Raw genomic sequence first — 12796 nt, forward strand, 5'->3', positions numbered from 1 at the left:
ACCATGTCCTCCAACAAACGCTATTTGGGTTCGATTTTAAGAATCTTTGCCTCAAACAACTTAAGTGCCGGCGCGACCTCTGGATCCCGTTCGGCTTGGTGCCGCAGCATCATTGGTGTTATTTCTTGGGACCGCCGAGAAGGCGGCAGCGTTGCGTTGGCATGAGGATTTGCACTTGAAGCCACGAAACTAATTTGAACGGGCGTGCCAAGCAGATCGGCAAGCATTTCCTTGAGTAACGTTTTTTCGTCGTCATCAATTAAGTCTGTATAGGCTGGGGGGCAAGCAACTTTCAATTCTAACCCGTTACTTGACGGTGTTGCTGCTCCTTCGTTGCTTGGCTGCGGCATTGCGCTCTTCAAGTATCGGTGTAATAACATTTTGCCTCTGTCCTGCAGCCCTACCAACAATTCTTCCCAAATCTTTGCCAACTCATTTGAATCGGACATCAAGTGCTGTACATCCGCAGGAGCAGATCTGATATGGGACCGGTCCACACTGTCTCTATCCACATAGGTATCGGTAGAAACTGGCTCCGACTCAATCTGAGTTTCCAGAGATGACTGCGCTTTGTATTTTGGAGTTTGATTTTCTGTTATTTCTGGGTCTGTGCTGGGCTCTAAAGCTGGCGATGGGACAGAACTTCTTGGTGGAGGTTCCTCAGTTGATTCCGGAGCGTTTGGCGGAACGTAGGTTCTGCTTGGAGCCTCTCCCCGATCAATCTTGTTCTCGATCTCTGATAACCGTTTCAAAATCTTGGTCAGTTGGAGGCCTTCTTGGATTGAGCACGCATCAATTAACGCAGATTCAAGGTGGATTTGCGCATATCCATGCTGCTTAATTTCACTGCTTGTTCGCATCAGAATTTTGATAATCCGGGAGAGACGTTCTGGAGAAGCGAGATGCGCCTTTTCCTTCATTAGCTCTAGTTCCGATTTGGAGGTCTGAATTATGTTTTCTAAGTTCGACCCAATGGCTAGGAGCCTCAAATTTCTGAAGGAGGTGATCTGCTGATGAAGGCATTGCGTTAAATCAGTCCCATTCTTTACCAGCTTATCGAGCGATTGAAGTGCCGCTGGTAAGTCACTTTGCATAATGGCATCAATCAGTTCATTTATTAGATGATTTGAGCCGAACCCCAGTATTTGGTTAATTTGATCTACATTGAGCTCTGTCCCGATCGATGCGGTCAATCGTTCTAGCAAATTCTCTGCATCCCTCAGACAACCCTCCGATTGCAGGGAGATCAACGATAGCCCTTGCGTATCAATCTGGACATCTTCCGCTTCACAGATTTCTTGCAGCCGTCCCATGATTTGATCTTGCTCCATGTAACGGAAATCAAAATCTTGGCAGCGGGATACGATTGTTTTCGGGATTCTGTGGTGTTCGGTTGTTGCAAGGATAAAGATGACGTGTGGTGGGGGCTCTTCAAGCGTTTTCAAAAGTGCATTAAACGCTTCTTGCGTGAGCATGTGTGCTTCGTCAATGATATAGATTTTATAACGGCAGGCAGCAGGAGCTAGCTTAGTATTCTCGCGTAGCTCGCGAATCGGATCAATACCTCGATTGGAAGCAGCATCCATCTCAACGACATCGAACGAACGCCCCTGAGAGATTTCCGAGCAGAACTGACAATTGTTGCAAGGTTCGGCCGTGGATTCTTGGCTAAACTCGGTTTCTTGCTGACGATTGGGACAGTTCACCGCTTTCGCGAGAATACGGGCAACCGTGGTTTTCCCGGTCCCCCTCGGTCCCCAAAACAGATAGGCGTGGCCAATCCGATCTGATAGGATTTGATTTCTGAGAGTTGTTATCACATGCGTCTGCCCAACTACATCTTGAAATGATTGGGGACGCCATTTCTGAGCTAAAACCTCGTAAGACATAATTTCCCCCATCGCGCGAGGTAGGGTTGACCCAAGGCATTCTATCTGACCAAAGGGAGAGGGGAAGGGATAAAAAATCCTGGCCATGCACCTAGAGCTTGACGAGTTCCCCCAAGCGTTACCCAAGCAGTTAGCTCCGACCAGGCTTCCCTGCGTCACACCCCCAGATTATCTACCGCTGCTTCCTTCCGGACCTGACGGGGTTTGATAATTGTGAGTTGCTCAGGACCCAATCTTCATCACCACTTACATGGGCCAGTCCTCAAGAGAAGTTCGCCGCACAATAGGAATTCAGCCCTGCTATAGCGGATTGCAGGTTCAGGGCACCGCTACCTCCCCGCTTAGCATAGCCAAGTCTCGACAGAGGTGATAATGGCGGAGAGAGTGGGATTCGAACCCACGGTACAGTTGCCTGCACACATGATTTCCAGTCATGCCAGTTCAACCAACTCCTGCATCTCTCCGAAAATCTTGAGCAGCACAGGGTTTCTCGCCATCGCCATAGCAGAAAACCTGTCCCGTGCTGTCCAAAAGTTTGTTCCAATCACTGATGATCGGAAAAATCGATGGAGCAGACGGGATTCGAACCCGTGGCCTCATCCGTGCGAGGGATGCGCTCTCCCAACTGAGCCACTGCCCCAAAAGGCGGAGAGAGTGGGATTCGAACCCACGGTGACGATAACGCCACAACAGTTTTCGAGACTGTCCTGTTCAACCGGGCTCCAGCATCTCTCCAAAAATTTAGGTTCGCCGATCTCGATGGCTACTCTCTTCTGCTAGAACCCCCTGTGTGACCTCCACTTGGTGGTTGAGCCGTTCGTCTTGTAATAGGTTGAAGAGTGTCCCCGCAGCCCCAGCCTTTGGATCTGAAGCGGCATAAACGACCCGTGGGATGCGAGCTAAGACGATTGCTCCACAACACATCGGACACGGCTCCAAAGTCACATAAAGGGTTGTGTCCGTCAGACGCCAATCACCGACAGATGAAGCAGCCAATCGAATCGCAATCAGTTCTGCATGAGCGGTTGGATCCTTTGTTCCTTCTCGCCCATTATGAGCGCGAGCGAGGGGAACTCCGTCCTTGATGATAATTGCACCAACTGGAACTTCACCGAGTGAAGCGCCCTGACGGGCAACCGCGAGGGCTTCACGCATCCAGAGCTGATCCGACATTGCAAAAGATCGAAACGGGGCAATTGCCCCAAGTTGCACTTCCAGCCCCGCAGCCGGAGCCGCGGGACCGAAAACGCATATAATTAAGCGCCCGAGAGGATTCGAACCCCCGACCTTCTGATCCGTAGTCAGATGCTCTGATCCACTGAGCTACAGGCGCATAATAGGTGGCGGAGGAGGTGGGATTCGAACCCACGATGGCGGTTAAGCCATAACTGCTTAGCAGGCAGCCCAGTTCAACCACTCCTGCACCCCTCCATATTTTGTAATAGTGGCGGTGGGAGTAGGATTCGAACCCACGGTGACTTGCGCCACAACGGTTTTCAAGACCGCCGCTTTCGACCTCTCAGCCATCCCACCGAAAAAGCGCCCTTATTGTAACAAAAAAAACAGGCATTGTCAAGAATCATTGAACGCTTAGGAGCGAAAATTAAAGACTTGCATATAGCCCGGTTTTGTCAAACTTATATTGATTGTAGAACCTGTGATTTACTTGCATCCCTTTGCCAGTGCGGATATAATATCGAATTACGGCAATACTACCTCCAAACAAAGGTTGATTCGGTGCGGAAATATCGACGATACCATTGAAGAAAACGAAGGATGTATAGAAGAACTGACATAACTCGTGAGTGCTGATACAACGCCTCATCGATGATAAGGAGAGATTGAATGACCTATCAGGGAATGCGCAGGATTTTCAGAGACTGGAACAAGATCCTTTTTTATACTGTTAATTATTTAGCTCTAGTTATGGGAGTCCTGCTTCTGTTTGCAGGGTGCGAGAATGTCCAACAACTACTTGCACCAATGCCGGCTGAAGATAATGACGGCACGATCAAAATTGGTTTTATGTATACTAGCGACACCCGAAGCAATAGCCTGAACGGTGCGGAATTAGCGGCACTGCAATTAAACGGAGAGGGTGGAGCGCACGGTAGGGAGATCGAAATTATAGCGCATGGTAATATAAGCGACACAGAACAAGCCGCAGTAATAGCCGAGGAACTAATTATCCAAGAAAGGGTATCGGTAATCGTCGGTCCCAACAGATCGAATTATGCTGTAGTCATTGGTCCAGTCGCCCAACGCTACGGGATACCGATGGTGACTACCACTGCAACTAACCCATCAGTTACTGCTGCAGGGGACTTTGTATTTATGGCGGCGTTCACCGACGACTTTCAGGGGAAGGTTATGGCGACATTTGCCACACAAGATTTAGGAGCAAAGACCGCCGCAGTCCTCACGTGCAGGGAGTCTCTTTATTCGGAGGGTTTATCGCAAACCTTCATTGACAACTTCACTGCTTTGGGAGGCGAGGTTGTACACGCTCAATTTTACATGAGGGGCGATACCGATTTTACCGCACAACTGACCGCAATCGCTGAAGCTGCGCCGGATGTCTTTTTTCTACCCGGTTTTGCAGCCGAAATCCCATTGGTGGTTCAACAGGCAAAAACGCTCAGTATAACAGGAATCCTCCTCGGCGGCGACAGTTGGGATAACTCCGTCTTAATTTCTGAGAATAGCGAAATTCTTGAGGGGAGTTTTTTTAGCAGCCTCTTTTCAGCCGACGTTACGCCGGGTGATTTAAGTGAAGATGCGGATCAATTTATCACCGCCTACACCTCAATTTTTCAGGTCCCGCCCGCTGGGGGTGCTGCGCTAGGCTATGATGGAGTCCGGCTCGTCGTTCAGGCGATGCGTCGCGCAGATGACTTGAAACCAGTCGCAATACGCGATCAGCTTGCAGCGACCATGGATTATAACGGGGCAACATTTATCTCCGGTTACGATGAAAACCGACACCCGAACAAGAGCGCAGTCATCAATCAGATTGTTAATGGCGAAGCACAGTTTTATAAATTAATCGAGCCGTAGGTTCGTAGCGGGATAGGGCATTGTCTCTTACCCCGCACTTTACCAATTTTGCGGGCAATGCCCCATCCTTTAGGTTGGGGATGTAGCCCACCCAAGCACGTTATTCGTCAAAAAAGTTTGACGTGCAGGTAAAGTATGGTATACTTGTCTTGGCTTTCGTGGGAGAGGTTCACGCCACCGCACGGTGGTGTCTCCCACACTCCTTGAACCGGATATGAAAACCAGTGCCGTTCCGAGCATTCTCGCCTTGCGGAAAAAGCTGACCTCATGAAAACCTACAAAATCAAGTTGTATTCCAATCACGGCAACCGTGAGTTGTAAAAAACGATAGATAGCCATGCTCAAGTGTGGAATCACTTTGTGGCATTGTGCCGTCGGTACTACGGTATCTACAGTAATTATCCGGGCAAGAAATCCCTCATGCGCCACTTAACAAAGTTGAAACGGTTATCCCGCTATGCTCACTGGAATCTATTGCCAAGTCAATCGTTGCAAGACGTAATAGACCGACTGGATAAAGCATACACTAAAATGTTGGCTGACTCCAAAAGTGGCAAGCGTTCAGGGCTTCCACGCTTTAAGAAACGCTTCAGATACAAATCCTATACCCTCAAACAAGCGGGGTGGAAACTGCTACAAGCCAACTATATCCGTATCGGTAAGCGGATATATCGCTATTTCAAAAGTAGGGAAGTCTTAGCACCCCGAAACGCTGCACGATTAAGCGGGACAGCATTGGAGACGTATGGCTAATCATTTTGACAGACCATGTTGATACCGAATCATGTCAACCCACGACGGGTAACAGCGCGGGATTTGACTTTGGACTGAAACGGTATCTCACCGGTTCTGACTATAATGACTACCAATCACCACAGTTTTTCAAAGGTGGTCTTAATGCGATTAAACGTGCCAATCGCAAACATTCTCCGAAGCGTAAAGTCTCAAAGAACCGGGAACATGCGAGACTCAATCTTGCACGGAAACACCGGCGCATTGCCAATCAAAGAGCCGACTTCCATTGGAAGCTAGCACATGATCTCACAGACAGATACGACTGGATAGCCCTTGAAGATCTGAACCTCAAAGGCATGAAAAGCCTTTGGGGGCGTAAGGTCAGTGACTTAGGTTTTTCTGACTTTGTGCAAAAACTCAAGTACATTGCCAGCAAAAAGGACAGAGAAATCCGGTTCATTGATAAATGGTATCCGTCGAGTAAAACTTGCTTTGTTTGCGGCGCAGTCAATCAAGAGTTGAACCTTTGTGATAGAACTTGGCAGTGTCCAAACTGCCACACACAGTTGGATAGAGACTGCAATGCGGCACTTAATATCCATAGGGTAGGGCGTCTACCCTCTCAGAAGAGGTCGTAAGTCCTGATTCGTCGGGCTAACTTCGTTGATAGAGCAATTCGACTCCTTAAAGGAACGGGGTTTGGGCTGCGAATACCCACCCTTTACGGTGTGGGAGTACGTCAAAGGAGGATTTTAGTGATAGAGCAACGCCCCCAGCTAACTAAACGCGGATTCATTGGTCGGATTTGGATTTCATTATTTTTATTGATTCCCCTATTTTGGGGGTGCGATCAGGTCCAGCAACTGCTTGCACCATTACCGGATGGAGGTGATGAGGCTGCGGTTAAAATCGGTTTTCTCTACACCACGCCAAACCGAAATAACAGTCGGTACGGAGCAGAACTGGCGACAATACAACTGAACGAAGCAGGGGGTGTATACGGATTACCGATACAACTAATCGCTCGCGGTATACCGACCCAACGTTTCGTAAGCGAGAATATAAACGATACGGAATATGTCTCAAAACTCGCGCTGGAATTGATTGTCGAAGAGGAAGTATCCGCAATCGTTGGTCCCAACCGTTCAACCTACGCCGTGGTTGTCGGAGAAATTGCACAAAACCACGGCATACCGATGATGGCAACTTCCGCTACCAATCCGTCAGTTACCGCTGCGGGTGACTTTGTGTTTATGGCGGCATTCACCGACGACTTTCAGGGGGTGGCGATGGCAGCATTTGCGTTGCAAGATTTAGAGGCAAAGACCGCCGCAGTCCTTACACACAAGGATGATGTCTATTCGGAGGGGTTATCGCAAACCTTCATTGATAGCTTTATTGCTCATGGAGGTCAGGTGGTAGCTGATGAGTTTTACGCAGCAGGGGATACCGATTTCACCGCGCAACTAGCGGCAATCGCCGAAGCAATGCCGGACGTAATCTTTAGCACCGGTTTCAGCCCCGAAGTCCCTTTATTGGTTCGACAGGCGAGGGAGGAGATTGGGATAGCGGCGACCTTTATTGGCGGGGATAGTTGGGATAACACGGCATTGATTGAGGCAGCTGGAGCGGTTATTGACGGGAGTTTCTTCAGTAGCGGCTTTTCGGCAGAGGCAGAACCGAGCGATTTAGGTGAAGATGCCTATCAATTTGTGACCGCCTACACCGCAATGTTTGGCGTTATTCCCGATGGAGGAGCTGCATTGGGATATGATGCGCTCCGACTCGTGGTTCAGGCGATGCGGCGTGCGGACGATTTAACGCCGATAGCGATTCGCGATCAGCTTGCGGCAACCATGAATTATAGCGGCGCAACGTCTATCTCTGGCTATGATGAAAACCGACACACGTCTAAAAGCGTGGTTATTAAACAGATTGTCAATGGCGAAGTACAGTTCCATAAATTAATTGAGCCGTAAGCAACAAAGTGTATAAATCTTTGTTGGCTCATATAAAAATAAAACTCGATTGCTGTTGCACGATTTCTTAACATGAGTCTTTTTATTATTCAGCAGGAGGATAAACCGACATGGCCGAATCAAGTAGTGATAGGGCATATACGATGGGACGCAGCCAAGAGGAGACAGAGCGGTTGATTCAGCAGTCAGGGCTGTATGAAGATATAACCGGACGTCTTCTCAGGGATGCAGGTCTCTTTACCGGAATGAAGGTACTTGATATTGGTAGTGGTGCCGGGGATGTGGCGTTTGCCGCTGCGGAATTGGTTGGTAGTAAAGGGGAGGTCCTCGGTGTAGATATGAACCCGGAGATCCTTGAAACTGCCCGAACACGGGCGGAGGCAGCAGGTTTGGCAAACGTCCAGTTCGTGGCAGGGGATGCTCAAGCTTTGGACCTGCCGAACGACTTTGATGCCCTTATCGGACGCTTGGTCTTGATGTATCTCCCCAATCCCACGGAGACCTTAAAACAGCTCGCAACACACCTGTGTCCGGGGGGTATTGTCGCTTTTCAGGAGGTTGAGTTCTCGACCTACTCGTCAATTGCTCGTCCAGATACGCCAATGATGAACCAGTTGGCAGAGTGGGGAGTGGAGGTGTTTCGACGTTCGGGAGCGAATGTTGGAATGGGGCTTGATCTATACAGCACTTTTGTCGATGCTGGTTTGCCCGAACCGAGTCTACAGTATTCAGCACCGGTAGGCGGTCCGGAAACGTGGATAGGTTACCAATTCATAACAGCTGCTTTTCAAAGCATACTCCCGCTCTTGGAAAGATTCGAGATTGCGACTGCTGAAGAGGTCGATCTGGACACACTTGCCCAACGGCTTCGGGCGGAAGTTGTTGCATCAAAACGTCCACTCATCTTGCCGCCGCATATCACGGCTTGGGCGCAACTCCCAACGTAAAGTTACTTGTTAGTTTTGGTGTTCTAATTGATGGGCGATTGGGCTGCTTCATATACGATTTGCGATGAACATTTCCCCGACCGCCAACAGAAACACTCCGAGCATCAAATACCACCACATACCCTGATTTTTTTCGACCTCGCCGTGATACTTCGTAATCATTTCCGTTGTTACAGCCTGCGTGGCGACAGCTTTTTCACTGCCAGCCAACATGCTGGTCAATTCCTCTGAATCGCGGGCGGTGAGGTTGGATTCAATCGTGTCCGGATTGACAACGAAGTAACGCGGTTGTTTGCCGGAGATATGGGCAGAGTAGATTCCCGGATGCTCGGTGGCGTCGTAGATAATGCCGCCGCTCTCAGTAATTTCCGTCCGGGTCTCCTCACCCATTGGGTTAAAAGTGGCAATTTCCGTCCCCGGGGGTAGTTGATAACCGCCCAACTCCACCGTATCGCCAATGCGATAATCGGGTTTCTCAGCCGTCCGTTTGAGCGCGAGGTATTTAATCGCTTCGTACAGAAACGGGAGATAAACGCCGTGAATCGGCAGGTCTGTCCACTCCCGATCAATCGTCGAAGTGAAGCAGAGCACGCGCCCAGTTCCATAAACTTTCTCGAAGAGTGCCGGACTTCCATCGTCAAAACTTGCCAAGACCGCTGCACCCTTTAACGGCACCGCTTGGAGGTACCGGTAGAATCGCCCTTTCCCGAAATCGCCGTGATTCGGTTCCTTGAACGGCTGGAAGATGGGGTGATTGTAGTCGAGCATTGCGAGAACACTGAACCGATCGTGATTGAGTGCGTCGCCAACCGGCTGCACGAAGTTGCACGGCATCAATGGTTCTTCGCCCGCACCGAGTGTACTCCTATATGCCTCCAGGTTCATCCGATCTCCCGCAGTGATAATCAAACCACCACCAGCCCCGACAAACGTTCTCAAGGACTGTATCTCCAAGCCGGTCAATTTCTCTACGTTTGCCAAGATAATCACGTCATATTGTGAAATCTCCGAAGCGTTTGAGAGTTGACGGGATTGTGTCAAGTCGATTGGGACAATCTGAACCCCCGGCTGAAGCGCTGTCTCCAAGAAGAATGTCTCACTCTCATAATCGCGCCGCCCTGGTTCGCCGTTGACGCAATGCACCTTGATTGACTTCAGGCTTTGTAGACGGAAATACCGCTTATCGTCAATCTCTAGATGGTCGTCCGGCAACGCGGCGTAGCCGGTATGAATCTTTTCTGTTCTGAAATGAACTGAGAACAAAACGTCCATTACATCATTGGGTTCGATATCGAGTGTAGTCGTGCCGACATTGTTATCATCGATAAACAGTTGCACCGGTAAACCTTCAAACGCTTGTTCCCCAAAGTTTTGAACGCGAACAACCACTTGTGCTGGCTTCTGTTCATTCAGCACTACCTGCGGCACACTCACGCCGGTAATTGCGAGATTGACCGGTTCTTTCGCACTCACATCAATAAAAGCGATCTCAACATCAGGACTGAGTTTATCGGTATCAACGAAACTCTCCCACCCGATTCGCTGCAAATCGCTGACGAAGTAAATCTGCTTTGCCCCAATATTCGCCTCCCCAAGTATCTCATCCGCTGATTGAATTGCGTCGAGGTAATCCGTAGTGTGATTGGTCAACCGTGCGCCCGTTAGCACTGTTTGGATTTGTCGGTGTTCTCCATTGAGCGGTTTGACTACCTTTGCTTTGTTGTTGGTAAAGATGAGGGCGGAAGTGTCGCTGGGTTGAAGGTCGTCAGCAAGTTCAATTGCCGCCTTTTTCGCCTGATCGAAGGTATCGAGATAACCCATGCTATAGGAGGTGTCCAGAATGATGACAATATTTCGCACACCACCTGTCCCCCCGGTAGTAGCGGGCGTATCCGCGAAAAATGGGCGTGCGAACGCTAGTCCAAGCAACGCCAAGATCAGGATTCGCATCAACAATAAGAGCAGCTGTTTCAACCGGTGCCGCTGCACGTTCGCTTGGTGGGACATTTTGATGAACCGAATCGTGCTGAACACAAGCCGTCTCGCCCGCTCCCGGTTGAGGAGATGAATAATCAGGGGCAGCGATGCTGCCGCCGCGCCAACGGCGAGGAATAAAGGGGTTAGAAATTGGAGTCCAAACATGTTTTTTATTATAATACGTGATGGCAACATTTTCAACTATTTATTTCCTATGCGGCATAACCTTTGAGTAACTTAATGTGTCTAATTATTAAATAGCTTCGGTATCTCGTTGAAGAACTATCGTTGTTTTCGGATCGGGAGATTATTATGCGTTCGGACGACGAAAAATTGGTATCTCAAACACTAGCGGGCGATCGGGACGCCTTCGGGGTGCTGGTCCACAAGTATCAGGAGATGGTCTACGCCTACGCCTTCCAGAAGGTTCGGAATGAAGAAGACGCGCAGGATGTCACGCAAGAGATCTTCTGGCGGGCATATCACGGTCTCTATCAACTCCGGCAGCCGCATCGGTTCCGAAGTTGGCTCTATACGATTATGTCCAACGAGTGTAAACGCCGACTCGCGAGTATTATCAAGACACGTCAACGTGAGACAGCGTTGGACGATGCTACAGGCGATGCCCTACGGATTGAACCGGCCCACACCGCTCCCACAGCAGGTTGGCAGGTGGATTTAGAGCAGGCACTCTCTGAACTTCCCGATGATAATCGAGTTGCGGTGCCAATGTTCTATATGGGTGACAATTCGTTAAAGGAGATCTCCGAATTTCTCGGTATCTCCGTCAACACGGTCAAGGGCAAGTTATATCGTGCGCGTCAGCAGCTTGGGAGCGCATTGTCTGACCGTTACGGTAGGCTTTTGAAAAGCTACAAACTCAAAGGAGGTTTTCTCATGCAATTCATGGAGCAAATTCACCATATACCATCGCCAACAATGGTGTCGTCGTGGAGTAGCACAGCGATTGGCAAGATTCTATTTTCGCTAATCATGGCAGTGTGTGTTTTGATCGGAATTGCTAGGCATGGAACCGATTCGCCAACGAGCCTGCCAATGGATCGTATCGGGATGGAGGAGACAACCGGGGTGATACTGCTGGCACCTATCGCCGATGCAACACGTTCATCAATCCCGGTTGTTCCGGCGCAGGAAAAGCTTCCGCGAGCCGGTTCTAGCCGTGCTTCAGAGGATCAGGGACGTCAGTTGGCTGCCCGTAGAGCAACGCCAGGCAGCGCCGGTGAAGCACAACGCTCTGCTGTTGTAGCGGAGGACGGAACTGAAAAACTGATTTTTTCTGGTCGAGTCGTTGACAACGATGGCGTACCGGTAGCGGATGCTGAAGTGCTATACTCCGTAGGGCCCAATTCATCCGAATCTGCCACACGCACGGAGGTAGATGGGAGGTTTCGCTTTGAATTTCTGCGTCCTGAACTCAAGAAGTGGGATCGTGTGAGCATTGTCGCCGCGCACCCCGAGCACGCAATTGGGTGGCAGAGTCTTCAACCCCAAAGCGCGGCTAACTATTACCCACAAGTAGAAGCGGGCAAACTATCAGTGGGCATCGGTATTTGCTTGATAGGCAAAAGTCAATATGATACATTTAATGGCATTGGTAAACGACTATACTGATACCCCCCAACTCAATAGGAGTCCCTGATGCCTACTGCCAATAATAAGTTAACTCCCTGTTGGAGTCAACAGGAGTTTGAGATGCTTGACTTAGGCGATAAACGTCTCACTCAGCGGCTGATTACTGTCGCTTCGGCCATTATCAGCCTCTCCGCAATCGGCTATTAATGCTGCTTGTGAGGATTGGTCAGCGACCAAAGCGGCGTATCGTTTATTTGATAATGAGCAGGTGACAGCGGAGAAAATCCTATCTCCTCACTTTCAACGAACAGTTGAACGGCTGAGTGACCATGAGCGTGTGTTTGCCGTACAGGATACAACCTATCTCGATTACACACATCACCCATTGACTGAAGGGTTAGGGCCAATTGGCACCGCGTCTCAGCACATCTATGGGTTTGTCAAACACACCACTTTAGTGGTAACAGCATCGGGATTACCGTTGGGATGTCTGCGTTTGGGTTCGGGATGCTCCAAAGCGAAACCGTCGCAAAGCCAACACGCCGCTGACGGAAAAAGAGAGTTACAAATGGATTGAGGCGTTAACTCAAACCCAAGCGCGCACCCCAGATGGGGTGGA

General features: G+C 49.7%; 9 protein-coding genes, 6 tRNA genes, 1 other RNA gene and 1 pseudogene. 7 read left to right on the forward strand and 10 right to left on the reverse strand.

Annotated elements, in window-relative coordinates:
* Positions 1-20 precede the first annotated feature (20 nt).
* The 9 genes from dnaX to J4G02_04870 form a co-directional block, all read right to left on the reverse strand.
* On the reverse strand, positions 21-1889 hold the full coding sequence (gene dnaX / locus J4G02_04830; protein MCE2393912.1) for a DNA polymerase III subunit gamma/tau: 1869 nt from the start codon (positions 1887-1889) through the stop codon (positions 21-23).
* 83 nt (positions 1890-1972) lie between these two features.
* An RNA gene (gene ffs, locus J4G02_04835) (signal recognition particle sRNA large type) lies at positions 1973-2239 on the reverse strand.
* 23 nt (positions 2240-2262) lie between these two features.
* Positions 2263-2353: transfer RNA gene (locus J4G02_04840), tRNA-Ser, on the reverse strand.
* Positions 2354-2456: 103 nt separating this feature from the next.
* A tRNA-Ala gene (locus J4G02_04845) sits at positions 2457-2529 on the reverse strand.
* Between the two features lie 6 nt (positions 2530-2535).
* Positions 2536-2624, reverse strand: a tRNA-Ser gene (locus J4G02_04850).
* A 6-nt stretch (positions 2625-2630) separates the two neighbouring features.
* The gene (tadA, locus tag J4G02_04855) at positions 2631-3062 is read right to left on the reverse strand and encodes a tRNA adenosine(34) deaminase TadA (GenBank protein MCE2393913.1); all 432 of its coding nucleotides are present in this window, start codon (positions 3060-3062) and stop codon (positions 2631-2633) included.
* A gap of 86 nt (positions 3063-3148) precedes the next feature.
* Positions 3149-3222 (reverse strand) — tRNA-Arg (locus J4G02_04860).
* Between the two features lie 8 nt (positions 3223-3230).
* Positions 3231-3320 (reverse strand) — tRNA-Ser (locus tag J4G02_04865).
* Between the two features lie 14 nt (positions 3321-3334).
* A tRNA-Ser gene (locus J4G02_04870) sits at positions 3335-3422 on the reverse strand.
* 312 nt (positions 3423-3734) lie between these two features.
* Here J4G02_04870 and J4G02_04875 point away from each other — a divergent pair.
* The 4 genes and pseudogenes from J4G02_04875 (at position 3735) to J4G02_04890 (ending at position 8607) form a co-directional block, all read left to right on the forward strand.
* Complete coding sequence (locus tag J4G02_04875; protein ID MCE2393914.1) at positions 3735-4946, forward strand: ABC transporter substrate-binding protein; 1212 nt, start codon at positions 3735-3737, stop codon at positions 4944-4946.
* Positions 4947-5306: 360 nt separating this feature from the next.
* Positions 5307-6339 (forward strand): annotated as a pseudogene (locus J4G02_04880) (transposase).
* A gap of 97 nt (positions 6340-6436) precedes the next feature.
* Entirely contained in the window at positions 6437-7660 is a 1224-nt protein-coding gene (locus tag J4G02_04885; GenBank protein ID MCE2393915.1) for an ABC transporter substrate-binding protein, read from the forward strand.
* A gap of 110 nt (positions 7661-7770) precedes the next feature.
* Positions 7771-8607, forward strand: coding sequence for a class I SAM-dependent methyltransferase (locus tag J4G02_04890; protein MCE2393916.1), 837 nt, complete (start codon positions 7771-7773; stop codon positions 8605-8607).
* Positions 8608-8655: 48 nt separating this feature from the next.
* Here the strand turns inward: J4G02_04890 and J4G02_04895 are convergent, their stop codons facing one another.
* Entirely contained in the window at positions 8656-10779 is a 2124-nt protein-coding gene (locus J4G02_04895; protein MCE2393917.1) for a BatA domain-containing protein, read from the reverse strand.
* Between the two features lie 117 nt (positions 10780-10896).
* Between J4G02_04895 and J4G02_04900 the strand changes: the two genes are divergently transcribed.
* The 3 genes from J4G02_04900 to J4G02_04910 are packed head-to-tail and all read left to right on the forward strand — an operon-like array spanning position 10897 to position 12754.
* A complete protein-coding gene (locus J4G02_04900; GenBank protein ID MCE2393918.1) occupies positions 10897-12216 on the forward strand; it encodes a sigma-70 family RNA polymerase sigma factor in 1320 nt (439 codons plus the stop codon).
* 27 nt (positions 12217-12243) lie between these two features.
* Positions 12244-12384 carry a hypothetical protein gene (locus J4G02_04905; GenBank protein MCE2393919.1) on the forward strand — a complete coding sequence of 47 codons (141 nt, stop codon included), beginning with the start codon at positions 12244-12246 and terminating at the stop codon, positions 12382-12384.
* Positions 12341-12754, forward strand: a complete 414-nt coding sequence (locus J4G02_04910; protein ID MCE2393920.1) for a hypothetical protein — start codon at positions 12341-12343, stop codon at positions 12752-12754. The genes J4G02_04905 and J4G02_04910 overlap by 44 nt, the downstream gene beginning before the upstream one ends.
* Positions 12755-12796 lie beyond the last annotated feature (42 nt).

The sequence above is a fragment of the Candidatus Poribacteria bacterium genome (assembly GCA_021295755.1).
Lineage (GTDB): Bacteria > Poribacteria > WGA-4E > WGA-4E > PCPOR2b > PCPOR2b.